General features: G+C 61.6%; 20 protein-coding genes and 1 tRNA gene. 9 read left to right on the plus strand and 12 right to left on the minus strand.

All coding sequences use genetic code 11. From position 1 onward, the window contains the following. The first annotated feature begins 33 nt into the window (after window positions 1-33). The 3 genes from rpoD to FM069_RS08290 all read left to right on the plus strand — a co-directional run bounded on the left by rpoD (window position 34) and on the right by FM069_RS08290 (window position 5802). Window positions 34-1878 (plus strand): RNA polymerase sigma factor RpoD, encoded by a 1845-nt coding sequence (rpoD, locus tag FM069_RS08280; RefSeq protein WP_143487828.1) that lies wholly within the window; start codon window positions 34-36, stop codon window positions 1876-1878. Window positions 1879-1986: 108 nt separating this feature from the next. Further along, window positions 1987-5709, plus strand: coding sequence for a bifunctional diguanylate cyclase/phosphodiesterase (locus FM069_RS08285; protein WP_143487829.1), 3723 nt, complete (start codon window positions 1987-1989; stop codon window positions 5707-5709). A 16-nt stretch (window positions 5710-5725) separates the two neighbouring features. Next, window positions 5726-5802 (plus strand) — tRNA-Ile (locus FM069_RS08290). 50 nt (window positions 5803-5852) lie between these two features. Here the strand turns inward: FM069_RS08290 and FM069_RS22270 are convergent. Both FM069_RS22270 and FM069_RS08300 read right to left on the minus strand, forming a co-directional pair. Next, a complete protein-coding gene (locus FM069_RS22270) occupies window positions 5853-6170 on the minus strand; it encodes an IS3 family transposase (protein WP_407681567.1) in 318 nt (105 codons plus the stop codon). A 110-nt stretch (window positions 6171-6280) separates the two neighbouring features. After that, on the minus strand, window positions 6281-6511 hold the full coding sequence (locus FM069_RS08300) for a transposase (protein ID WP_143487831.1): 231 nt from the start codon (window positions 6509-6511) through the stop codon (window positions 6281-6283). Between the two features lie 393 nt (window positions 6512-6904). On the opposite strand from FM069_RS08300, the gene FM069_RS08305 reads away from it, so the two are divergent. From FM069_RS08305 to FM069_RS08315, 3 genes are read left to right on the plus strand one after another with little or no spacing between them, the layout of a single operon-like run. Continuing rightward, window positions 6905-7660 carry a sce7726 family protein gene (locus FM069_RS08305; protein ID WP_233282006.1) on the plus strand — a complete coding sequence of 252 codons (756 nt, stop codon included), beginning with the start codon at window positions 6905-6907 and terminating at the stop codon, window positions 7658-7660. Window positions 7661-7665: 5 nt separating this feature from the next. Next, entirely contained in the window at window positions 7666-8598 is a 933-nt protein-coding gene (locus FM069_RS08310) for a sce7725 family protein (RefSeq protein WP_143487832.1), read from the plus strand. Window positions 8599-8605: 7 nt separating this feature from the next. Further along, window positions 8606-9631, plus strand: coding sequence for an RES family NAD+ phosphorylase (locus FM069_RS08315; protein WP_143487833.1), 1026 nt, complete (start codon window positions 8606-8608; stop codon window positions 9629-9631). A gap of 20 nt (window positions 9632-9651) precedes the next feature. Here the strand turns inward: FM069_RS08315 and FM069_RS08320 are convergent, their stop codons facing one another. Then, complete coding sequence (locus FM069_RS08320; protein WP_143487834.1) at window positions 9652-10278, minus strand: hypothetical protein; 627 nt, start codon at window positions 10276-10278, stop codon at window positions 9652-9654. 30 nt (window positions 10279-10308) lie between these two features. After that, window positions 10309-12138: a retron Ec67 family RNA-directed DNA polymerase/endonuclease gene (locus FM069_RS08325; RefSeq protein WP_143487835.1), complete on the minus strand. Its 1830-nt coding sequence runs from the start codon at window positions 12136-12138 to the stop codon at window positions 10309-10311. 617 nt (window positions 12139-12755) lie between these two features. Here FM069_RS08325 and FM069_RS08330 point away from each other — a divergent pair. Next, entirely contained in the window at window positions 12756-13133 is a 378-nt protein-coding gene (locus tag FM069_RS08330; RefSeq protein WP_407681568.1) for a restriction endonuclease, read from the plus strand. A 198-nt stretch (window positions 13134-13331) separates the two neighbouring features. Further along, the gene (locus FM069_RS08335; protein ID WP_178106693.1) at window positions 13332-14420 is read left to right on the plus strand and encodes an acyltransferase family protein; all 1089 of its coding nucleotides are present in this window, start codon (window positions 13332-13334) and stop codon (window positions 14418-14420) included. A 140-nt stretch (window positions 14421-14560) separates the two neighbouring features. Here FM069_RS08335 and FM069_RS08340 read toward each other — a convergent pair whose 3' ends face one another. The 5 genes from FM069_RS08340 to FM069_RS08360 form a co-directional block, all read right to left on the minus strand. Continuing rightward, window positions 14561-14758, minus strand: a complete 198-nt coding sequence (locus tag FM069_RS08340) for a hypothetical protein (RefSeq protein ID WP_143487837.1) — start codon at window positions 14756-14758, stop codon at window positions 14561-14563. Window positions 14759-15041: 283 nt separating this feature from the next. After that, on the minus strand, window positions 15042-15749 hold the full coding sequence (locus tag FM069_RS08345; protein WP_143487838.1) for a type 1 glutamine amidotransferase: 708 nt from the start codon (window positions 15747-15749) through the stop codon (window positions 15042-15044). Between the two features lies 1 nt (window position 15750). Continuing rightward, window positions 15751-16890 carry an aspartate aminotransferase family protein gene (locus FM069_RS08350; protein ID WP_143487839.1) on the minus strand — a complete coding sequence of 380 codons (1140 nt, stop codon included), beginning with the start codon at window positions 16888-16890 and terminating at the stop codon, window positions 15751-15753. After that, window positions 16883-17122 carry a hypothetical protein gene (locus FM069_RS08355; protein ID WP_143487840.1) on the minus strand — a complete coding sequence of 80 codons (240 nt, stop codon included), beginning with the start codon at window positions 17120-17122 and terminating at the stop codon, window positions 16883-16885. Before FM069_RS08355 ends, FM069_RS08350 begins: the two co-directional genes overlap by 8 nt. Then, window positions 17119-17817 carry an MOSC domain-containing protein gene (locus FM069_RS08360; protein WP_143487841.1) on the minus strand — a complete coding sequence of 233 codons (699 nt, stop codon included), beginning with the start codon at window positions 17815-17817 and terminating at the stop codon, window positions 17119-17121. The genes FM069_RS08355 and FM069_RS08360 overlap by 4 nt, the downstream gene beginning before the upstream one ends. A 138-nt stretch (window positions 17818-17955) precedes the next feature. Between FM069_RS08360 and FM069_RS08365 the strand changes: the two genes are divergently transcribed. Next, window positions 17956-18867: a LysR family transcriptional regulator gene (locus FM069_RS08365; RefSeq protein WP_143487842.1), complete on the plus strand. Its 912-nt coding sequence runs from the start codon at window positions 17956-17958 to the stop codon at window positions 18865-18867. Window positions 18868-19289: 422 nt separating this feature from the next. Here FM069_RS08365 and FM069_RS08370 read toward each other — a convergent pair whose 3' ends face one another. From FM069_RS08370 to FM069_RS08380, 3 genes are all read right to left on the minus strand, one after another. Then, window positions 19290-21068 (minus strand): acyl-CoA dehydrogenase C-terminal domain-containing protein, encoded by a 1779-nt coding sequence (locus FM069_RS08370; protein ID WP_143487843.1) that lies wholly within the window; start codon window positions 21066-21068, stop codon window positions 19290-19292. 212 nt (window positions 21069-21280) lie between these two features. Then, entirely contained in the window at window positions 21281-22564 is a 1284-nt protein-coding gene (locus FM069_RS08375) for a GGDEF domain-containing protein (protein ID WP_143487844.1), read from the minus strand. Window positions 22565-22703: 139 nt separating this feature from the next. After that, entirely contained in the window at window positions 22704-24509 is a 1806-nt protein-coding gene (locus FM069_RS08380) for a phenylacyl-CoA dehydrogenase (RefSeq protein WP_143487845.1), read from the minus strand. Between the last annotated feature and the right edge of the window lie 71 nt (window positions 24510-24580).

Raw genomic sequence — 24580 nt, forward strand, 5'->3', positions numbered from 1 at the left:
CAGCCCGCCAAGACCTTCAGTGGATAGGGTGTTATGTCCGGAAAAGCGCAACAGTCTCGCCTTAAAGAGTTGATCAGCCGTGGTCGTGAGCAGGGTTACCTGACTTACGCCGAGGTCAACGACCACCTGCCGGAGGATATTTCCGATCCGGAACAGGTGGAAGACATCATCCGCATGATCAATGACATGGGGATCAACGTATTCGAGAGCGCCCCGGACGCGGACGCCCTGCTGCTGGCCGAGGCGGACACGGACGAAGCCGCCGCCGAAGAGGCCGCGGCCGCCCTCGCCGCCGTCGAGACCGATATCGGCCGCACCACCGACCCGGTGCGCATGTACATGCGCGAAATGGGCACCGTGGAGCTGCTGACCCGCGAAGGCGAGATCGAGATCGCCAAACGCATCGAGGAAGGCATCCGCGAAGTCATGGGCGCCATTGCCCACTTCCCCGGCACCGTGGACGGCATCCTCTCCGAATACCACCGCGTCACCACCGAAGGCGGTCGCCTGTCCGACGTGCTCAGCGGCTACATCGACCCGGATGACGGCTCCGTTCCCGCCGAAGTCGAGCCGGTCGAACCGAAAGTCGAGAGCGACGCGACCAAGGACGAAAAGGACGAGGAAGAAGAGGAAGGCGACAGCGAGGAAGAGGAAGAAGGTGACGGCGGCCCCGATCCGGAGGAAGCCCTGCGCCGCTTCACCGCCGTCTCCGAGCAGCTCGAAAAGGCCAAGAAGGCTCTGAAGAAACATGGCCGTTCCAGCCAGCAGGCCATCGACGAGCTGCAGGGTCTGGCCGAGCTGTTCATGCCCATCAAGCTGGTGCCCAAGCAGTTCGACGTCCTGGTGGAGCGCGTTCGTGGCGCCCTCGAGCGCGTTCGCGCCCAGGAACGCGCCATCATGCAGCTGTGCGTCCGCGACGCCCGCATGCCCCGTGCCGATTTCCTGCGCCTGTTCCCGGGCAACGAGATCGAACTGGATTGGAGCGCCGAGCTGGCCAACGGCAAGGCCAAGTACGCCGAGGCCATCGGCCGGCTGCGCGACGACATCCAGCGCAACCAGCAGAAGCTGATCGACCTGCAGAAGGAAGTCGACCTCACCATCAGTGAGATCAAGGACATCAACCGCCGCATGTCCATCGGCGAAGCCAAGGCCCGCCGGGCGAAGAAAGAGATGGTCGAGGCGAACCTGCGCCTGGTGATCTCCATCGCCAAGAAGTACACCAACCGCGGCCTGCAATTCCTCGACCTGATCCAGGAAGGCAACATCGGCCTGATGAAGGCGGTGGACAAGTTCGAATACCGCCGCGGCTACAAGTTCTCCACCTACGCCACCTGGTGGATCCGCCAGGCGATCACCCGCTCGATCGCCGACCAGGCGCGCACCATCCGTATTCCGGTGCACATGATCGAGACGATCAACAAGCTCAACCGGATTTCCCGGCAGATGCTCCAGGAGATGGGTCGCGAACCCACGCCGGAAGAGCTGGGCGAGCGCATGGAGATGCCCGAGGACAAGATTCGCAAGGTGCTGAAGATCGCCAAGGAACCGATCTCCATGGAGACGCCCATCGGCGACGACGAGGATTCGCACCTGGGCGACTTCATCGAGGACAGCACCATGCAGTCCCCGATCGACGTGGCCACCGTGGAAAGCCTCAAGGAAGCGACCCGCGAAGTCCTGGCCGGGCTCACCGCCCGGGAAGCCAAGGTGCTGCGCATGCGCTTCGGCATCGACATGAATACCGACCACACCCTGGAAGAGGTCGGCAAGCAGTTCGACGTGACCCGTGAGCGTATCCGCCAGATCGAAGCCAAGGCGCTGCGCAAACTGCGGCATCCGTCCCGAAGCGAGCATTTGCGCTCTTTCCTTGACGAGTGACAACGAAACCCCCGGTCCGACCGGGGGTTTTGCTGTGCGGCACTATCGACGACGCCATTCCGCCGTCTACACTCGCACCCACACCCTCCCCTTTATGACGAGATCGTCATGGTGCGTTTTCCGGCCATTCTCATGTTGTGTCTGGCGGCCTGGACCCTGCCCGTGCGCGGGCTGGAACTGTCTTCGGCGGAACGGAACTGGCTCGACACCCACCCGGACCTGCGCATCGGCATCGACCCGTCCTGGCCGCCGTTCGAATTCCGCGACGACCAGGACGCCTACCAGGGGCTGGCGGCCGACTACGTCGAGCTGATCCAGCGGGAACTGGGCGTGACCCTCCACCCCCAGCAGCCCGGCAACTGGCGCGAGACGCTGGACCAAGCGCGACGCGGCGAACTCGACCTCCTGCCGGGGATCATGTCCACGCCGGAACGCCAGCGCTACCTGGCCTTTACCCGGGCCTACCTGGACTTCCCCATCGTCATCCTCGCCCATGAAGGCGGGCCGCACCCGGGGGATCTGAAAGCCCTCTATGGCCTGAAAGTGGCAGTGGTGGCGGACTACGCGCCCCACGAACTGCTGCGCAATAGCCATCCCGACCTCAACCTGGTACCGCTGCCCAGCGTGTCGGCCGCCTTGCAGGCCCTGGCCACCCATCGGGTCGATGCCTTCGTCGGCGACCTCGCCTCCAGCGTCTGGAGCCTGCGTAGCCTCAAGCTGGAAGGCGTCTACATCAGCGGCGACACGCCCTACCGCTACCAGTTGTCCATGGCCGCCCCCAAGGATCGCCAGCCCCTGATCGACCTGCTGGACCGGCTGTTCGCCCAGCTCGACCCGACCCAGGTCCAGGCCATCCAGGAACGCTGGGTAGGCGGTGTCATCGACCGTCGCTCCACCTGGCGCCCGCTGCTGGTCTACGGGTTGCCCGCCCTGCTGGTGCTGCTGGCGGTGCTCGCGGCGATCCTGCGCATCAACCGGCGCCTGCACGCGGAAATGACCAGCCGCGCCGCCCTGGAGGCTGCGCTGCGCTGCAGCGAGCAGCACTACCGCGGGTTGGTGGAAAGTCTCAACGCGGTGGCCTGGGAACGCCAGCTGGACGACCGCTTCACCTATGTTTCGCCCCATGCCGAGCGGTTGCTGGGCCATTCCCTGGAGGCCTGGCTGCGCCCCGGCTTCTGGGAACAGGCGCTGCACCCCGACGATGCCGAGCGCACGCTGCGTTACGCCCTGGCCGAGCGCCGGGCGGGCCGCGATTTCAGCTTCGACTATCGCATGCTCACCGCCGACGGCCGGGTGGTGTGGGTGCGGGACATCGTCACCCCGACCCGCCACGGCGACACCACCACCCTGCGCGGCCTGATGATCGACATCAGCGAGACCAAGTACACCGAGCAGGCCCTGCGCCTGTCGGAGCAGAAATTCTCCTCGGTGTTCCAGTACGGCCCGGACATCATGCTCATCGCTCGCCGCGAGGATGGCCGGCTGCTGGCAGTGAACCACGCCTTCGAACGGGAGACCGGAATTCCCGCCCAGGATGCCCTGGGCCGCACCGCCTCCGAGCTGGTGCTGTGGGACCGCGGGCAGATCGCCCCACTGCTGCGCCGGCTGCAGCGCGAGGATCTGCAGAACGTGGAAATGCCGTTCCACCGGCGCAACGGCGAGTCGTTCAGCGGCCTGCTGTCCACCCGCCGTATCCAGCTGGGCGAGCTGCCGGCCCTGGTGGTCGCGGTGCGCGACATCAGCCCGCTGAAGGAAGCCCGGCAGCGGCTGCAGGTATCCGAGGACAAGTTCGCCCGCGCCTTCCATGCCTCGCCGGACGGCCTGTTGATGAGCCGCCTGAGCGACGGCACGCTGGTCGAGGCCAACGAGGGCTTCCGCCGCATCACCGGCATCGCCGCCGACGAAGCCCTCTCCTGTTCTACCCTGGACCTGGATATCTGGGTCGACCCCGCCGACCGCGAGCGCCTGGTGCGGCAGATCCAGGCCGAGGGTCGGGTGCAGACCTTCACCGCGCCGATCCGCCACCGCAGCGGCGAGGTCCGCCTGTGCGAACTGGCGGCTCAGTCCCTGCCCATCGGCGACGAGCAGTACCTCCTCACCATCGCCCGGGACGTCACCGAACGGCACCAGATGCAGGAACGCCTGAAGCAGGCGGCGACCGTGTTCCAGAGCACCGCCGAGGGGGTGATGATCACCGACACCCGGCAACGCATCAGCGCCGTGAACCCGGCCTTCACCGAGATCACCGGCTTCCGGGAGGACGAGGTGCTGGGCCAGTCGCCCGCCCTGCTCGCATCCGGCCGCCACGACCAGGCGTTCTACCAGGCCATGTGGGGCCAGCTCACCAGCGTCGGCCACTGGCAGGGAGAAATCTGGAATCGCCGCAAGGATGGCGAGGTCTTCCCGGAATGGCTGACCATCAACGCCGTGCGCGACGACCAGGGCGTGATGACCCACTACGTGGGGGTGTTCGCCGACATCTCGCCCCTCAAGCAGGCTGAAGCGCGCCTCGACCACCAGGCCCACCACGACCCGCTCACCGGGCTGCCCAACCGCCTGCTGTTCGAGGAGCGCCTGAGCGCCGTACTGGAGGCCGAGGGCGACGCCCAGGGCGCGGTGCTGTTCCTCGACCTGGACCGCTTCAAGCACATCAACGACAGCCTCGGCCACCCGGTGGGCGACGCCCTGCTGCAAGGCATCGCCGCACGCCTCTGCGCCCAGTTGGGCGACAACGAGACCCTGGCGCGCCTGGGGGGCGACGAGTTCATCATCCTGCTGCCCGACGTCACCCCGCCCCACGACGCCCTGCGCACCGCCACCGCCCTGCTGACCTGCTTCCGCGCCCCGTTCGACGTGGAACAGCACGAGTTCTTCGTCAGCGCCAGCATCGGCATCAGCCTGTTCCCCGAGCACGGGCAGGACGTGGCGACCCTGGTGAAGAACGCCGACGCGGCCATGTATAAGGCCAAGGCCAAGGGCCGCAACCGCGTCGAGTACTACACCCGGGAACTGACCTTCCGCGCCACCGAACGCATGGCCCTGGAGAACGAACTGCGCCGCGCCCTGGAACGGGACGAGCTGCGCCTCTACTACCAGCCCAAGCTGTGCCTCTCCAACCACTGCCTGATCGGCGCCGAGGCCCTGGTGCGCTGGCATCACCCGTTGCTGGGGGAAATCCCGCCGGACCGCTTCATCCCCATGGCCGAGGACAGCGGCCTGATTCTCGGCCTGGGCGACTGGGTGCTCCAGGAAGCCTGCCGGCAAATGCACGAGTGGCAAGAACGCCACGCCCCCTTCGGGCCCCTGTCGGTCAACCTGGCCGGCGCCCAGCTGCACCAGCCGCACCTGGTGGAGCGCATCGAGCACCTGCTCAAGGGCTGCGGCCTGGAGTCCCAACGCCTGCAGCTGGAAATCACCGAAGGCTTCATCATGAGCCAGGCCGAGGAGGCCCTGGACATCCTCCACGCCATCAAGCGCCTCGGCGTGCAACTGGCCATCGACGACTTCGGCACCGGCTATTCCTCCCTGAGCTACCTCAAGCGCCTGCCCCTGGACACCCTGAAGATCGACCAGTCCTTCGTTCGCGGTCTGCCCCACGACCCCCACGACATCGCCATCACCCGCGCCATCATCGCCCTTGCCCACAGCCTGCAGCTCACGGTGATCGCCGAAGGCGTCGAGACCCAGGTCCAGGAAACCTTCCTCGCCGAACTCGGCTGCCAGCACATCCAGGGCTACTTCATCAGCCGCCCCCTGCCCGCCGACGCCTTTGCCCACCGCTTCCTCACCCCTCGACACGCGATTGGCACCCCGCGGACCACGCCGGTATAATCCGCCGGCCTTCTGGGGGCCTATAGCTCAGTCGGTTAGAGCAGAGGACTCATAATCCTTTGGTCCACGGTTCGAGTCCGTGTGGGCCCACCACCTTCAAAGCCGCGCACTGTGCGGCTTTTTCGTTTCTGCACGAAAAGCCGCTAGAGCAATCCTATAGTCCCAATGTACAAATTCAGTACAGTGCCGGTACAGCGGCAGGCCTTGAGAGCAGCGTGAAGATGGCCACAATCGTCAAAACGGACGCAGGAACATGGAAGGCCCTGGTGCGGAAAACCACACACCAGCCCTATGGCCGTCAACTCAGCCTTGATGCGGCGGTGGCCATAGATTCCATTCACCTCGTGGTGGATGACGCGGATCTCCTTGCTCAGACGCCGATTCTCCTTCTCTCTCGCCGAAGGTGGTCGCTGTTGCCAGGCATAGGAACCGCTGCGCGGCACCCGCAAAAACCGGCACATTGGTACTACGGGGTAACGACCAGCCCACGCCTCGATGGCGCGAAACCTCACTTCGTGGGCTGCGAGAAGATGGCGAGCGCCTTTTTTAATACGCCGCGCTCCATGGTGACCTAAGCCAGTTGTTGGCGTAGTTGACGCAGCTCCGCGCTCTCACCACGCTGCTTGCCATTGCCCGGAAAGGCATCGTCACCTTGATGTTCGTACTGACACTTCCGTTTGCCCAGCAGGCTTTCAGCGATGCCGAGCGTCTCGGCAACATGACGAAGCGGCGTGCCGACAAGCACCAGATCTACCGCCTCGCGTTTGAAGGATTCGGGAGAACGCCGTCTGTTCTGGGTCATGAGCACTCCTTGCGGTGGGCATTATCCACAAGTCAGTGTCCACTCAGCCCGGGACAGACTATACAGCCTGGCATAATGTGAGGCTGAGCCGGGCGCTAAAGCGCAAGATCTATGGAGACGCAGTCTCTGCCGCATTGCCGAAAGGTAGCTTCAGATCAACGGATAGCTGCCTCTTCGCGGCATTAAGAAATGCCCTGCTACGAACGAATGGTCTAGAATTGCAAACCGCTTTCGACCTCTAGATTGGCGGCCTGCGGAGGAATCGTGTCACCGAATGCATCCCAACTTTCAGCGCTTTCAAGGCTGTTTTCTCCTGGTGTTTTCCGTGAAATATCGCGGAGTGGGCAGTCAGCGCTGTTTGCTCGTCTATTCTCACAAACGGGGATAGTCAAGATGGGAAGTCAAACCGTAGCTGATGCTTTCGACGCGGCTTTTGCAATTCTTCGGCGTGAAGGTCACCGAGACGAGTATGTCTACCGCGCGGCTCTGACACAAAATATTTTACTAGGCACCCATTCCCTCAACAGTTCGAGCATGTTGACGGAATTTCGTACAGGCGCGTGTAAAGCTGATTTAGCGATTCTAAATGGGACCGCAACCGTTTATGAAATAAAATCGGAGCGGGACTCTCTAGCGCGGCTTGAAAACCAGATTCTCAACTATAAAAAAGTCTTCGCAAAAATATATGTTATAGCTGGCGAAGCGCATATAAATAGCGTCCTAGAAAACACACCACTCGAAGTTGGTGTTATGTGCCTCAACCGCCGAAGTCAAATTTCAAAAATTAGAGAGTCAATAGACAACTCTAGCGACGTTTGTCCTGTAGCTATATTCGAGTCGTTACGCGCTGATGAAGCTCGCTCCATATTAAACGACTCGGGCATCACAGTTCCTGACGTACCTAATACCGTGTTACGAAGCGTCATGCGTGAAAGCTTCTCCCAGCTGGCACCTCAAGAGGCACATGGCGCCATGGTAAAAACGCTAAAACGGACACGTAGCCTTGCGCCTCTCAGCAGCTTTATTAAGAGACTGCCTATGTCGTTGAGGCCTATAGCTCTCTCGGTACAAATCCATAACCCAGACCAACAACAACGTTTGCTCGATGCATTAAGACTTCCTATCATTAACGCCATGGATTGGACATAATCTGAATGTATTATCCATATTTTCGTGGAAAGCAGTACGAATTAATTTCTGTTCGTGATAATTCGACGCTATTAGCAGCATCGAATTTCGTTCCCATAATTGAGCCTGTTAGAGAAGCGCTAAGCGGGCTCGATAAGGCGATGACAGCGGTGTGTGATGCTAATGGTAAAGCCATCGTTATTGTGAATCCATATTATGGGGACCATAGAGAAAACGGCGCGGGGATAACAGAGTTCGTTCGTGGATATGTCAATACGCCCTCCATCGGCGCAGGCGTTCTACTTCGGCAAGATATGACCATCGGCGAAGCAATGGAGCTTTGCGAGCGTCATAGCCAGCACCAGTTAAATTTCGTTCATGCCGGATTCACACATGGTAAAGAGTTGGCACAAGAACTGGGAGAGCGGCTATCCGCAACACGTCAGATTTTTAATGAAGGGTTTTGTCCGAAAACATACAGAAAGCACTTCATTGGAAGTGAGCGAGTTCTTTTGCGAGATGGATTCAAAAGAAGAAGAAACAGGGATTATCCACCGGTAGAGCTTTTCTCTGATCTAAATGTCACTTTTGAAGAGGAAGGGATGAATGGGTTCGGCGATTTCTCCATTGTCGGCGACGATTATTCTGAATCAGGTGGTCCAGCATATGCCGTCGCAATTCACCTAACATTCATCGATCCAGATCAAGATGATGCGATTTTCATTTATCACTTCGTATCTGAAAGTCAAGACACACCAACCGACCCTGCCGGAAAGTTCGCCGAAGCTCTTGAAAAACTAATGTCAAAGCTAGACTCCGGCACATCAAATTTATACGAGACACACGCGATCCAAGAACTTCGTTCGCTTCATGCTAAGAGACACTTCCCAGGACTGGGATATCTTAAAAAAATCTCACTGAATCACCACATCGAGACTCTTGCCCAATTTTTCAGCTGAGAAAATCATGCCCACTCATTGCTGCCCTGAATGTTTTGGTGATCGCGGCTTAAAACAGAGCATCATTCCGCTAATTTCTACTACGGTTGGAACATGCAGCTTTTGCGACAGTACCGAGCAAAATTTAGTAGAACCGAAAGCTCTTGCTGACTGGTTCCAACTGTTAATTAGCATTTATGAACCGGACCCTCACGGCAAGACTTTAGTTGAGTGGATGAAGGGAGACTGGCAGCTTTTCTCCCATGTAAGAATGGATATCGCTCACGCCAAAGAATTACTTGGTGAAATTCTGGATGATGGCGATATCGTCCGCAAAAATTTTTCTCCATCTGAGAAGTATAAAAGTGAAGTTCTTGTCAGATGGGAAACCCTTCGCGACGAGCTAATGTATAAAAATCGTTATTTTTTAGACGAGCCGCTAGATACGGATCGTCTAAAAGAGCTGCTAGGTCATCTCCCAGCGGATGACTTGCCGGTGCTGTGGTACCGGGCTCGCATTCGAAATGGTGAAGCCAACTATGAAATTAAGGATATGGGCCCACCCCCAAATCGTCTAGCATCGCACGGGCGTGCGAATCCACCGGGAATCCCATATTTATATGTCGGATCCCAGCCAGACACCGCAGCGTCAGAGGTTCGGCCCCACACAGGTGAAATTGCTTGCGTCGCGGAGTTCTCGATAGCACAACCTCTTAGGGCTGTTGACCTCCGGAACCCAAGAAAACTTGTATCTCCATTTCTGCTAGGTGATGCTGGCGCTATCGGTCAACTGCGCGCAGACATTCCGTTTCTTGAACGGTTAGGGGATGAATTGACCAGACCGGTTCTCCCTCAAGGAGCTGCGATTGACTATGTACCCAGTCAATACCTTTGTGAATTCATCAAGAAGAGCGGATATGATGGGGTTATATACCGAAGCTCCGTAAGTGATGGAATGAACTTGGCTCTTTTCAACCCAGCAAAAGCAACAGGCGGAACGGTAAGTTTATATAAGATCCATCGTGTATTCGTAGACGTGAAGAAGGAGCCCTAGCGCCTATACCTTTCATCTATTCAAAAGTCGGCGATTAGAAAATATACAGGCTTATATCCGACTTTAAAGTAATAGGGGTGATAATCAATACCCTGCACAGCCAAACCGATAGCTTTAATGGCCTCAGCCAAAATATTCAAATTAACCTCTCTCATCACTGACTCGGCATCCTGCATTACTTGTGCAAGGTCAGAATTCAAAAAGGCTTCTTCGGATGTCTTATCCCAAGAAAAATTATCTACCACTACTAATGAGTCCGCATCAGAAGGGTAAACGCTATGCAAATCGACCCAAAGAAATCTATCGCAACAACCTAATTCAATTAAGTTTCTCGCCAGCGGACAACCAGCGATCATCGGAATTCCAAAATCGCGAGCTACTTTAGAGGCAATAACTATTTCCCGGTTAATCTTTATGTAAATCGAATTGTCTAAACCTGCCCTTATCTTGGGACGTCGAGCATAAAGACCTAGTATCTTAAAGCCACCAGCCCCAGGTAATTCTCTCGAAAACCTGGATAGCTCCCTAGTCATCCACGGATAAATAGGCGTAACGTAAGAGTGTTTACTCTTAAGATGCCTGACCAGCTCAGGAACAATAGTGTATTCGGCAGTCCTTTCACAAATATAGCTCACTGGCTCACGCATAATCTCCCCCACGACATGAGCTAAATGCTGTCATTTAGTAGACTCGTAATGCTCGAGGACTTTAACAATCCTATCTAAAAGCGGACAAAACCCGGAAAAATCTATACTACCCTTCTTAGCTAAAACGACTTTTTTCGCAAAAACCTCCTTTCCATATTCCTTATCAACATCTATTTCTTTTGTCGGATTGAATTTTTTACCAGAAACAACCTCATCTAACGTTGAGCGGGTAAAAAGATCCTCGATAGCTGTACTTTTAGCTGCTCCTAGCGGGGTCAAAACAACATACAAATTATAGAAAACATGAATAAATTCAGAATTTCTAAAACTGGATTTTTTCGATCCGACCGGATGAGCAACGACCTCTTTCATCTTAGAGCCTTTCAGCAAAGCCTCTACAGAGTTAAAACCAGTGTCGTTATCAAAAACCAAAATCACGGGATTAGACGGTTTAGGCGCCTTATAGAAAGAATAATTTTTCTCATATGACTCAATGAAGTCTTTTAAATAGGATGCGCCACCGTACAATTGAAGCAAAAACCTGGTTCGCTCACTATACTTGAAAAAGGAAATCAGCAGATGGTACGGCGCATTAACTGTTTTTGCCTTGGCGAGACGCGGATATGCCGCAACAAGCCTGTTTACTGCTGACTTAAGATATAAGTTATCCGTCTTCCCCTCGCAAAGCACTAAAGGCTTTTCATTGGCATAAAAATAACGATAATACAAAAACCTACTAAAAGTTCGCTCTCGCCCACTCAGAAGCTTACGAGTATTTAACTTGTGGTTCTCTAAAGCATACTCTGGATTCAAAGGTTTTTTTTGGCGCAAACGGTTATAATAATCTACTTGATCAATAAAGTTCAGGCGCCCTTCCAACTCGAGAACATTGCCATCCTTAACTTTACCGTCTTCTTTAACTAGAAACCTACCCGACTTAAACAGCAGGTGGCATTGAGACTTTACCAACCGCCAATACTCACTCTTCACATTTGGCTTTTTGTTGACAACTAAACCAGTGACATCCTGGCGAGAGTCATGATATTGAATTCTAGTCTTCTTCTCATTCAGCTTGAAATCCGCTCGACCAAATTCCGCCTTCAGATCGTCTCCATAGCTATAAATTCCAGCTATTTCTTTAACAATATTAGAGGGGAACAACCGCTCTCTAGTAGAGAACGTAATATCATCAGCATAACGCGAATAAGTGCACGAGCTTTTCTTTGCAAGGGCTGCTAATCGTATATCTAAACCATGTGTAATCAAGTTTGTTATTACGGGCGAGCAGGGACTCCCCTGTGGCAGCTTATTATCGTAGCAGGCAATTTGCGCAATAACTTTTGCAATCCCAGGGTCCAATTTGAAATTATTGTTTGAGATAAAGAACCCGCGCACTCGTCCAAAATTAAAGCTATCAAAAAAATCCTTGATATCTACATTCAATACATTTTTCTTATTTAAATGCAGTAGCGCATTCGTAATGATAGAACGCTTACGAACGAAGCCATGAGATAGAGTGGATGTAAATACATACTCCACATGCTTTGACCGCTTACCTCCTGCCTCTTTCTCAGTCTTCGCGAATCGCCCCTTAGGGGCACGCGGCGGTTTTGCCTTATTTATCTCTTCAATACAATCTTGCAGAAGCTCGGACAGAGATGACTGGACAAGCTTGAGCCGCTCAGAGGGTGCATTAATGGTTCGCACGCCTCCGCTTTTTTTAGGGATGTCAAAACTGGAATACTGTGTGGCCGGTTTCAATACATACAAAAGATACGTGAGCGCGGAAGCTTTAACCCCTAGAAGTAATGCAAGTTGAGGCTTCGTCCGAACCGCCCGCAGAGCATCAATTTTTTTCATATGCACACAAGGTGAAGAGAAGAGGTGGCTTATGGGCACTCCTTCGCAAACTTGAGGGACCGTCGAGAGTCGACAAGTCTCATAGGGCAGTCCATTCGGACATTGTTTTCACTGATCGCGATCCGCGATCCAAAATCTGCCCATAAGCCAGCCCCGACGCTATCAAAATGACACCATTCGTTCAACCCAGATTTCAGGGTGCTCATTAGACTTATTACTTCACCTGCATAGGCGCGTCTCCACAGCCACTAGCTTCCCCTCTGAGGCGTGCCGTACGCCAGAATGGCTAACCGAAATTCTGGCTGCTTATGGGGCCCGCAATGATGGTTGTTTCCACGGTCCCAAGAGCATCCCACACCAACAAAAAGTACAATCGCAGCACAGCGCCTAGCTTTGGTCAGTTTCCTCAAATTACGGTAAGCGCCAGCAACCACGCTACTTCCAGCTAACTGTACTTACGCTCAGCTACGCACGGTTTCACTAGGCTTGCAGCGTTTCTGGGCAACTCATAATCCTTTGGTCCACGGTTCGAGTTCGTGTGGGCCCCATCTTCAAAGCCACGCACTGCGCGGCTTTCTGGGTTGCGACACCAAGCGCTCAAGGAGCTTCGCGAAGCGGTGGCCGGCGAGCTGCTGGAAAGCCTGCTGCACATTTCGCCGACCCGGTTCGAGGTCATCGTGCTGGATGTACTGCACCGTCTGGGCTACGGCGCCAGCCGCAATGACCTGCAGCGGGTCGGCGGCACGGGGGACGCGGGTATCGACGGCATCATCTCGCTGGACAAGCTGGGCCTGGAGAAGGTGTACGTGCAAGCCAAGCGCTGGCAGAACACCGTTGGCCGCCCGGAGTTGCAGGCGTTCTATGGAGCGCTGGCGGGGCAGAAGGCCAAGCGTGGCGTGTTCATCACGACCTCGGATTCACCGCTCACGCCGTCGCCTTCGCCAGTTCGGTCGAGGGCATCGTCCTGGTGGATGGCGCGCGCCTCGTGCACCTGATGATGGATCACGAAGTGGGCGTGACGGCCCGGCTGCTGAAGGTCCCGACCCTGGATACCGACTACTTCAACGAGGACTAGCCGCACCACCGGGTACGGACAGGAAAGCGGCATGCCGTGACCTGCGTCCCGATTCGGTGGCATCCCGGTGCTACCATTCGTCCCTTTTCCGGAAAGTTCCCTGAAAAGGATGCGGCGCGTGAAATATTTATGGCTTCAGGTGGCTCGGGGTGTGGCGGCGTTGGGGGTGCTGTTCTTCCATGTTTCCACGTGCTGGCAGGAGATCGCCTGGATGGCGCCGGTGGTGGCAGCCGCACACTGGGGGTTCTTCGGCGTCGATATCTTCTTCGTGTTGAGCGGGTTCGTGATCGCGGCGTCCATTACCCGCAAGCAGGGGCAGGCCGACGCACTGCAGTTTCTCGCCCTGCGCTTCGCCCGCATCTACCTGGGCTATTGGCCGGCGCTGCTGTTGTTCGTGGCGGTGGCCTGGTACGTGAATGGGGTCTCGCTCCCCCTGGAGAAGGCCTGGCAGAGCGTGTTCCTGCTGTCGGGCAAGATCGAGAACCACTGGCTGGCGATCGCCTGGTCGTTGTTCTTCGAGTTGTATTTCTATGCCCTGGCGGCGTTGCTGATCGCGCGGGTATCGCCGGAGAAACGGGCGCTGGCCATCAGCGTGGCGATGGCGGTGATCGCGGCCTGGAACGCGGGCTGGCTGGTGCTGAATGCGGAGACGGTGCAGGCCGGCCTGCAACCCAGGCGCGACGTGCTGTCCGGGCTGGTGCTGGAGTTCCTCATGGGCTGCCTGCTGTATGAACTGCGCCACCTGTGTTCCTTCAGCGCCCTGAAAATCCTCAATCTGTCGAGCCTGGTCGTGGTGACGTTCGCCGTCGGCACGTTCAGCCACTGGTTCGACAAGATCGAGGTGCTGCGGGTGGGCAGTTTCGGGCTGTCGGCCGCTGCGCTCATCGCGGTTGCCCTGTGCCTGGAGGACTCGCCCTACCGACCATGGCGCTGGCTGGTGTTGACCGGGGACAGTTCCTACGCCCTCTACCTCACCCACATCGTGGTGATCAGCCTGGCGGTGACCGCCAGCACGTCGCTGTTCATCGGCACGCGGTTGTACACCCTCAACCTGCTGCTGATCCCCTTGTACGCCTGGTTGTTCGCGGCGGCCTGGTACCGCTGGCTGGAGCATCCGCTCTACGAGGCCGCCAAGGGGCGCCTCTCCGCGCTCTTCGCCCCCCACGGGTCCGACGGGTTGGTGTCACGGGACACGCGGGGGTCGTGATCGCTCGAAGGCGCTGAAATGCGCCCGCTCACCAGAGCGGTCGGTCGCGCGGCAGAACAACCTGGGAAGGCTGCCGTCACCTCGCCTGGTGAACGGCGCATCCGCCAGCGGACCGGTCAGGCCGGCCCGCCGGGGCGGGGTCAGCGGTGGGCGGTGCGGGCGCGACCGCTGCGTGGGGTTTCGCGGATGTGCAGCCGGCAGGCCAGGCGCTCGATCACCTGGAGGGTGACGGCTTCGGGACGGGCGGTACGCCGGGTGGCCGGCGCGTCCGGGTCTTCGGCTTCGAGTTGCAGGTGGGGATCGTATACGTCCAGGCAGATCGCCTTGAAAGTGCCCATGGCATTTCTCCTCGCCGGTGTAACCGGCACAGAACGGTAGCAGGTGCGCAAACAGTGCGTGGCAAGGACCGGAAGGTCGTAAACGGTATTGTTCTGGGCGGGACGGCGAATTCCGCGCGATTGGAACGTCAGACTTTCCGCCCGGGACGGGCAGGCGTCAATGGACGGGATGTCGCAGGACGACCGACGGAAGCGCGCGGCAGAGCGGCCCCGCGGCCTGGGGCAAGGCGGGGAAAAAATCCGCCGTCCCTGGCGGTCGCGAGTCCGCGAAAACGGTAAGCGGTCAGGTCAGGCTGGCGTGGGGGCCGGTGAGGTAGTCCAGCAGGCGGAACAGGGTCGGCGCCATGGCGCTGCACTGGGGGAAGCCGTCGCGGATGCCGGCGCGGTCCTGAACGGCGCCCGGGCGCTGCAGGTCATCCGGGCAGGCGTCCAGCAGCGCGTCCAGGCTCTCCGGTGTGCTCTCCAGGTGGCACTGCAGGGCCACCGCCCGCTCGTGCCAGACGAAGCCCTGGTTCTCGCAGGCGGCCGAGCGGAACAGCGGAATGGCATGGGCCGGTCGCTCGAAGGTTTCGCCGTGCCAATGCATCGCCATCAACCGCTGCGGCAGCATTCGCCCCAGGGGCGACGCCTCGCTGTCGGCGTGTTTCTCCAGCGGCCACCAGCCGATCTCCGCCTGGGGATTGGCCATCACCCGCGCGCCGAGGGCCTCGGCCAGCAACTGGCCGCCGAGGCAGATGCCCAGCACGCGCTTGCGGCTCATCAGCGCCTGGTGGATCAGGCGCTTCTCCGCAGACATCCACGGATGCCCGGTCTCGTCGTGGACGCTCATGGGCCCGCCCAGGACGATCAGCAGGTCGAAGTCGTCGAGGGCCGGCAGCGTCGGGTCCTCGTAGAGCGGGTGGATACGCGCCTGGACCGGGCGCAGTTCGAGCCACTGGGCGATGCGCCCGGGACCTTCGAATGGAACGTGCTGGAGAATCGCGGCACGCATGTCAGACCTCCTCTGCCGCCAGGACCCGGCAGCGCGCGAACGCGCGGGCCAGGCGCTTGAGCATTTCATCGATGTTGCCGTGGCTGATGGTCAGCGCCGGCGTGAAGCGCAGGCAATTGGCCTGGGCGGGGGGCAACAGCAGGCCTTCGTCGAGGCCGGCGGCCACCACCGCGGGCGCCGACTGGCGGATCAGCGGCAGCCCCAGGAGCAACCCCTGGCCGCGCAGCGGGCCATGCCCCTGGCGGCGGGCGACCCGCGCCAGGCCGTCCCGCAGGTGATCGCTGGCACGCCGGACGCGGACCAGGAAATCCGGCTCCAGCACGCTGTCCAGCACCGCCTGGCCGGCAGCGCTGACCAAGGCGCCACCCTGGGGCTCGTTGCAATCGCCTGGTTCAAGGCAGCAGGCATTGCCCCGGGCCAGCAGCGCCGCCAGGGGCAGGCCGCCCCCCAGCCCGCTGCCCAGCAGCAGGACGTCGGCGCGCACGCCGTACAGCTCCTCCGCCAGCAAGGCGCCGCAGCGGCCGATGCCGGTACGGGTCTCGTCGAGGATCAGCAACACACCGTGCGCCTGGCACAGCCGGGCGGCGCCCTGGAGGTAATCGAGGGTGGCCGGGACCAGGTCCACCGCATCCACCGGCGCCAGCACCAGCGCCACGCGGTCGGGGCGAATGGCCGCCTCCAGGGCGTCCAGGTCGTTGTAGGGGAGCTGGACGAGGCCCGGCTCGGGGAGGGCATGCCCCCTCGGAGCGCTGCCGGCCAGCAGGATGCCCGCGGCGCCGTCCCGGTGCAGGCGACCCCATTTACGGGCCAGGGCGAGTGCCCCGCGCAGGGCCTCGGCGCCGTCCACGCAGAGCTGCACCTGCTCGCTGGCGGTGGCCTGGCAGAGGCGCGCCGCCAGGTCCAGGGTGGCACGGGTGTGCAGCGCGGGCCCCGGCTGGATCAGCCGCTCCGCCTGGTGGCGCAGGGCGTCCACCAGCACCGACGGGCTATGACCCAGGCTGTTGCTGCCCCGGCCCTGGCTGAAATCCAGGTAGGCGCGCCCGTCGGTATCCCAGAGCCAGGAGCCTTGCCCGCGGGCGAAGACCGGCTGCGGCCGCTCCAGGGTGGGCATCAGGCGCCGGCTGGCGAGGGGATCACGCATGGTCGGGCACCTGCTCGTGGCGGTATTCGATGCCCAGCAGGCGTAGCCCGTCCGGGCCCTGTTCGAGAATCCGGCGCAGCTCGCGGCGGCGTTCGATACGCAAGGCGAAGCCTTCCTCGCCGGGGAACCGCCGACGCAGTTCGCGGCAGACGTCCACGTAGCGGGCGCAGTCGACGCTCAGCTCGGCGAGCAGCTGGCCCTCTCGTAGCAGGGCGATGCGGTAGTCGCTCATGCCCGTTTGCCCTCCAGCGGGAGCCCGCTCAGGCGCGCCGACCAGTCCTCCACCTGGTGGCTGGCCAGGCGCCGCGCGGCGATGTCGCGCCAGCGGGCGGACAGCGCGGGGCAGTCGAGCAGCAGGCGCAGGCCGGCCCGGTCCAGGGGGTCGTGGTAGAACTGCTGCATCGCGCGGGCGACGGTCAGGCCCGGATAGCTGCGTTGGACGAGTTCGATTCCGTCGTCGACGCTGACGAACCCCGGCTGCAGCACCCGGTAGAACCAGCCGCAGCGACCACTGTCCTGCACCTGCTGGGGCAGCTCGGGCAGGGTCCAGCGGCGGCTCAGGCGGTAGCAAGGGGAACGCGGCTGGCTGACCTGCAGGAGTGCACCGCCCCAGTGGAACAGGTCGCCGATGCAGACGTTCCGTTCGGTGAGACCGGTGGTGGAGAGGTTCTCGCCGAAGGCCGGCGTCGGCCAGGCCAGGTGGGGGTAACGCTGCCGCCAGTAGGCGTAGTGCTCGGCCGGGTAGTGGTGCACGGCCCGCTCCGGGCCGCCGTGGAAACGCGGGTCACCCTGCTCGTCGCTCCCCAGCCCCTGGGGCCATAGCCACAGCCGCTGTGTCACCGGCTTCTTGTCGATCGCGCTGCACAGACCGCCACCCAGTTCTTCGGCTTTGCCTATGAAAACCCCCGCTACCCGCACCGCGTCCATCGTGCCTCTACCCCGCTATAGGCTCTCTCGATGGGCGCTAGCCTAGGCAGGCGCAGGACGCCTGGCCATTTCGATTTTCCAGCTTTTTCCATAAGCACGGCTTATCATTTTCCGCTTCGAGAGCTCGAGGCCGTTCCCATGGATTTCCGCCAGCTTCGCTATTTCGTCGCCCTTTACGAGGAGGGCCACGTGGGCCGTGCGGCGGAGCGCCTGTGCCTGTCCCAGCCGGCGCTGTCCCAGCAGATCCGCCAGCTGGAGCAGAAGCTGGACGTCAACCTGTTCCAGCGCACCGGCAAGAAACTGTTGCCGACCCTCGCCGCCCAAACCCTCTACAGCCATGCCTTGGTCCTGCTGGATGGCCTGGAGCGGGCCCAGGAGGCCATGCGCGCGTTCCGTGGCCAGAGCCCGCGGCACCTGGCGGTGGGAGTCCTGCAGACGGTGAACGCCAGCATCGTGCCGTTGCTGCTGGAGCGCCTGCGCCAGGCGCAGCCCCAGTTGATCGTGCGGATCTACGAGCTGTCGGGGATCGAGATCGAGCGGCGGCTGCTCACCGGCAACCTGGACGTGGGCATCGGCTTCCTGCCGCCGCGCCAGCCCGGCCTGCACAGCCTGCCGCTGTACGAGGACGAACTGCAGCTGGTGATCGCACCGCAGCATCCGCTGAAGGAATTCAAGAAGGTCTCCCTGGCCCAGGCGGCGGAGCTGCCCATGCTGTTGCTGGGCGAGGAGTTCCGCGTCCGCCAGATCTGGCAGGAGCAGCTGGCGCTGCTGGGGCGGCGGCCCCAGGTGCGGGCCGAGCTGAACCACATGGCAGGCATCCTCGACAGCCTGCCCCACAGCGACCTGGCCACCGTGCTGCCCGGGCGGGCCCGGCAGCTGCACGCCAACCAGGGCCTGCTGTGGAAGCCGTTGAGCGAGCCCCGGGTACCGCTCAAGGTCGGCCTGGTGTTCCGCGATGCCCAGCGCCAGCAAGCCACCCTGGAACTGCTGCGCTCGCTGCTGGACGGCCTCAGCGCACCGGCGCGGGAGGCCGGCTGGCCCCTCGCGTAATGGAAGCTCGCAGCGTTTTTTCCGGCACAAAAAGAAAACCCCGCCGAAGCGGGGTTTTGCAGACTGTGTCCTGACCATCCGTGATCGAACCACCATCCTGGCGGCTATCCTGAGGTTCTTCCTTGTTTTTAGTGCGCTTCCTGCGCGGCGTCCTATGGGTGGAGAGATTACCCATGCCGTCTGGAGGGCGGTAGCAGACAACGACAGCACGCTTCGTAAGCATTTGCTTACAAATCGGGAAACGTGACGGCGTCGCGGTTTTCCTGTGAGCGGGTCGACTGGCACGCCAACAGAGTGTCCGGACTTTTCGCAGGCACCCATAAACGGCACGGGACTACACGTCTCGCTCCGATGGCTTACAGGCCGGCGGCGCCAGCGTTGGAACAGGAAACGCGCCGCCCCGGACGGGCGGCGCGTGCGGCTCAGAATTGAGCGGCGTCCAGCAGGTACAGGGAGTCGCTGCCGGCCTTGACCGAGGCGGTCAGGGAGTGGATGCGCGGCAGCAGGCGCGCGAAGTAGAAACGCGCGGTGCCCAGCTTGGTGGCGTAGAACGCATCCTCGCCGTCCTTGCCCGAGGCCGTCCTGGCCATCAGCGCCCACATGAAGGCGTAGGCGGTGTAGCCGAACACGTGCAGGTACTCCACCGACGCGGCGCCGATCTCGTTGGGGTTGGTCCTGGCCCGCTCCAGCACCCAGGCGGTGAGGTCGTCCAGGTTGGCCAGGGCCGCTTTCAGCGGTTCGATGAATTCGCCCTGCTCGCGGCCTGCGCTTTCGATGAACGCTTTCACCTCGTTGGAGAAGCGCTCGTAGAAACGCCCGGCGCTGCCCACCACCTTGCGGCCCATCAGGTCGAGGGCCTGGATGCCGTTGGTGCCTTCGTAGATCTGGGTGATCCGGCAGTCGCGGACCAGTTGCTCCTGCCCCCACTCGCGGATGTAGCCGTGGCCGCCGAAGACCTGCTGGCCGTGGATCGTGGTCTCCAGGCCCATGTCGGTGAGGAACGCCTTGGCCACGGGGGTCAGTAGCGCCACCTTGTCTTCCGCCGCCAGGCGGGTGTCCGGGTCATCGCTGAACTTGGCGGTGTCCAGCTGCAGCGCGACGTAGGTGGAGAACGCGCGGCCACCCTCGTTCAGCGCCTTCATGGTCAGCAGCATGCGGCGCACGTCCGGGTGGACGATGATCGGGTCGGCCACCTTGTCCTTGGCCTCGGGGCCGCTGGGGGAACGGCTCTGCAAGCGCTCGCGGGCGTACTCGACGGCGCTCTGGTAGGAGCGCTCGCCAGTGGACAGGCCTTGGATGCCGACCCCCAGGCGCTCGTAGTTCATCATGGTGAACATGGCGGCGAGGCCCTTGTTGACCTCACCCACCAGCCAGCCGGTGGCGCCGTCGAAGTTCATCACGCAGGTGGCCGAGGCCTTGATGCCCATCTTGTGCTCGATGGAGCCACAGGACAGCGCGTTGCGCGCGCCCAGGGAACCGTCGGCCTCCACCATCACCTTGGGCACCAGGAACAGCGAGATGCCTTTCGGACCGGGCGGCGCGTCCGGCAGCTTGGCCAGCACCAGGTGGATGATGTTCTCGGTGAGGTCGTGCTCGCCGCCGGTGATGAAGATCTTCGTGCCGCTCACCTTATAGCTGCCGTCGGCCTGGGGCTCGGCGCGGGTGCGGATGATCCCCAGGTCGGTGCCGGCGTGGGGCTCGGTGAGGCACATGGAGCCGGCCCAGACGCCGCCGTACATGTTCGGGAGGTAGCGCTGGCGCAGCTCGTCGGAGCCGTGGACGTTGATCGCCAGGCAGGCGCCGGCGGTGAGCATCGGGTAGAGGCCGAAGGACAGGTTGGCCGAGTTGACCATCTCTTCCACCTGGGCCGAGATCGCCTTGGGCATGCCCATACCGCCGTGCAGCGGGTCGCCCCCGACGCCGATCCATCCACCCTCGGCGTAGGTCGCGTAGGCCTCCTGGAAACCGGCCGGGGTGTGCACCACGCCGTCTTCCCAGCGGCAGCCTTCCTCGTCGCCGCTGCGGTTGAGCGCCGCCACGGTGCGCGCGGTGACCTTGCCGGCTTCCTCGAGGATGGCGTCGGCGGTGTCCGCGTCCACCACATCAGCCAGGGCAGGCAGGCCGGCCCAGAGGCGCGGCGCCTCGAAGACTTCATTGAGGACGAAGCGCATGTCGCGCAGGGGGGCTTTGTAATCGGCCATGGAACAATCCTCGTGCGATTCATCGGTGAGCCGGACGGCCCTACCCTAAAGGTCCGAGTTTACCCGAACAACTTTTAAGACACATAGGGTCTCGTTGTGACCATATATATTTTTTGGTCACGAAACCATTCTGCGAAGCCGCCGCGAACCCGCCTGCGGCGAATGCTTTCATACGGTGGATGCCGAAGGCGCCCTGCCACCGGCCGATCCGATCAACCCGCCCTTCGCGCCACCCGGACCGCACCACGATAACGCGGGCCGTGGACCGAGATCCGGTTGCGACCGGCACCCTTCGCGGCGTAGAGCGCCTTGTCCGCCGCCTTGATCACGTCCGCAGGCAACGGCTGCTCCTCGGTGCGGAAGGCCACGCCGATGCTCACGGTGACGGCGATGCCCTGCCCCGCCAGCCCGGTACGCGAAGCGCGCCCCTGTTCGTCGTCCTTGGGCCGAGTGTGGCGGTCGCGTACCTGCAGGCGGTACTCCTCCACCGTCTGGCGCAGCGTTTCCAGCGGCGCCCGGCAGGCCTCCAGGTCGCGGCCGGCAAAGACCAGGGTGAATTCCTCGCCACCGTATCGATAGGCCTTGCCGCCCCCGCCCACCCGCCGCAGATGAGCGGCGACCATGCGCAGCACCTGGTCGCCAACATCGTGGCCATAGCGGTCGTTGAGGCGCTTGAAGTGGTCCACGTCCACCATGGCCAGCACGTAGTGCCTGCCCAGGCGCTGCAGCCGTTCGTTCAGGGCGCGCCGCCCGGGCAGGCCCGTGAGCTCGTCGCGGTAGGCCATCTGGTAAGCCTCATGGACCACGGCGACAGTGAGCGCCAGCATCGCCAGGCTGCTCATGGTGTTCAACACATGGGGCAGCACGAAGACGCGCGGCAGCATCCACCACAGGGCCAGCAGGCCCAGGGCCTGGGCAGCGTGCAGCGGGCGCGGCTGGCGCAGGTAGACCGCCAGCAGCAGGCCGGCCGCCATCAGGAACAATGGGTAGGCCAGCTGCACCAGATTGCCTTGGAGGGCGGGCCAGAACACCGTGCTCATGCCGCCCAGCAGCGCGTCCGGCCAGGCGCGGGCCAGCAGGTCGGCGAGCCCCAGCACCGCCAGTAGCACGGCGGACCGCGCCAGCAGGTCGCCCAGCGGGTGGGTGCGCTCGCGCCAGCAGCCATACACCCCGTACAGCAACGGCAGCAGCAGGCTACCCAGGTGGAACACCAGCGGCGCGTCGTCCCGCAGGGTGCCGTTGCCCTGGTAGTGGTCCACCTGGGTGTCCAGCTGGTAGTACAGCAGGTACACCACCAGCAGCAGGAACAGTTGGCGCAGCCGGCCGTAGACGCCGCAGAGGGCGCCGCCCAGCAACAGCAGCAGGGTCGGCAGCACGTTGAACAGCGAGACGAAGAAGCTGCTCATGTCCGCGAGGGACCCGGCCACCGCCCCGGCGCCGAGGATCAGCGCAGGAGGCAGGAAATGGCTGAGGCGATGGGGCGGCGGAGTCCGCACGAAAGCACCTGGGAAGCGGAAACGGAACGGACCATGATGTCATCGTGCTTCCGCCTTGGCATCAGCCGTCCGGCACATGACCTGTTCCGCGGGCATGAAAAAGCCCGCCAAGGCGGGCTCTTTCAATACACGCGACGGATCAGTAGCCGAGGGCGAAGTCTTCTTCGGCCATGTCCATCAGGTTGGATGCCCCGGAGAGCATGGAGGCGACGTGGGCGCGGGTACGCGGCAGGATGCGCGCATAGTAGAAGCGCGCGGTCTGCAGCTTGGCCTTGTAGAAGGCTTCGTCGCCGGCACCGGCGGCCAGTTTCTCCGCGGCGACGCGAGCCATGTCGGCCCAGAAGTACGCCAGGCAGACGTAGCCGGAGTACATCAGGTAGTCCACCGAGGCGGCCCCGACTTCCTCGCGGTCCTTCATGGCAGCCATGCCGACCTTCATGGTCAGCTCGCCCCACTCCTTGTTCAGTTGGGCCAGCGGGGCGACGAAGTCCTTCAGGGACTCGTTGCCTTCCTGGGCCTGGCAGAACTTGTGGACCACCTTGGTGAAGCCCTTGAGCGCTTCACCCTGGGTCATCAGCACCTTGCGGCCCAGCAGGTCGAGGGCCTGCACGCCGGTGGTGCCTTCGTACAGGCAGGAGATGCGGCTGTCGCGGACGTTCTGCTCCATGCCGTGCTCGGCGATGAAGCCGTGGCCGCCATAGATCTGCACGCCGTGGTTGGCGGCTTCGAAGCCCACTTCGGTCATGAACGCCTTGGCGATCGGGGTGAGGAACGCCAGCATTGCGTCGGCGGCCTTCTTCTGCTCCTCGTCCTCGCTGCGCTGGACGATGTCCACCTGCTTGGCCGCGTAGTAGAGCATCGCCCGGTTGCCTTCGGCGAACGCCTTCATGGTCAGCAGCATGCGGCGCACGTCGGGGTGCACGATGATCGGGTCGGCGGCCTTCTCCGGTGCCTTCGGACCGGTCAGGGAACGCATCTGCAGACGCTCGCGGGCGTAGGCGATGCCGCCCTGGAAGCCGATCTCCGCGTGGGCCAGGCCCTGCAGGGCGGTGCCCAGGCGCGCGGTGTTCATGAAAGTGAACATGCAGTTCAGGCCCTTGTTCGGTGGGCCGATCAGGAAGCCGGTGGCGCCGTCGAAGTTCATCACGCAGGTGGCGTTGCCGTGGATGCCCATCTTGTGTTCGAGGGAGCCGCAGCTGACCGCGTTGCGCTCGCCCACGCCGCCGTCGGCGGTGGGAAGGAACTTCGGCACGATGAACAGGGAGATGCCCTTGGTGCCCTGGGGAGCATCGGGCAGGCGGGCCAGCACGATGTGGACGATGTTGTCGGCCATGTCGTGTTCGCCGGCCGAGATGAAGATCTTGGTGCCGGTGACCTGGTAGCTGCCGTCGGCCTGGGGCTCGGCCTTGGTGCGCAGGATGCCCAGGTCGGTGCCGCAGTGGGGCTCGGTCAGGCACATGGTGCCGGTCCATTCGCCGGACACCAGCTTGGTCAGGTAGGTGGACTGCTGCTCGGGCGTGCCGTGGGCGTGCAGGGTGTTCATGGCGCCGTGGGACAGGCCGGGGTACATGCCCCAGGACCAGTTGGCCTGGCCGACCATTTCGCTGACCGCGATGCCGAGGGATTCCGGCAGGCCCTGGCCGCCGTGCTCGACGTCATGGGCGAGGCTGGGCCAGCCGCCTTCGACGAACTGCTTGTAGGCTTCCTTGAAGCCGGTGGGGGTCTTCACGCCCTCCGGGCTCCAGGTGCAGCCTTCCTGATCGCCGACCCGGTTCAGCGGCGCGATCACCTGCTCGCAGAACTTGGCGCCTTCCTCGAGGATGGCGTTGACCATGTCCGGCGTGGCGTCCTGGCAACCCGGGATGCTCTGGTAGTGCGCGTCGTAACCGAGCAGCTCGTCGCGGACGAAACGGATGTCGCGCAAGGGGGCCTTGTAATCAGGCATAGCGGTAAACCTCTGCGGTGGGTTCCTGGATAGGTGACCGGTGCACCGGTCGTCTACGGCTCAAGCACTGC

The organism is Pseudomonas mangiferae, assembly GCF_007109405.1.
Lineage (GTDB): Bacteria > Pseudomonadota > Gammaproteobacteria > Pseudomonadales > Pseudomonadaceae > Pseudomonas_T > Pseudomonas_T mangiferae.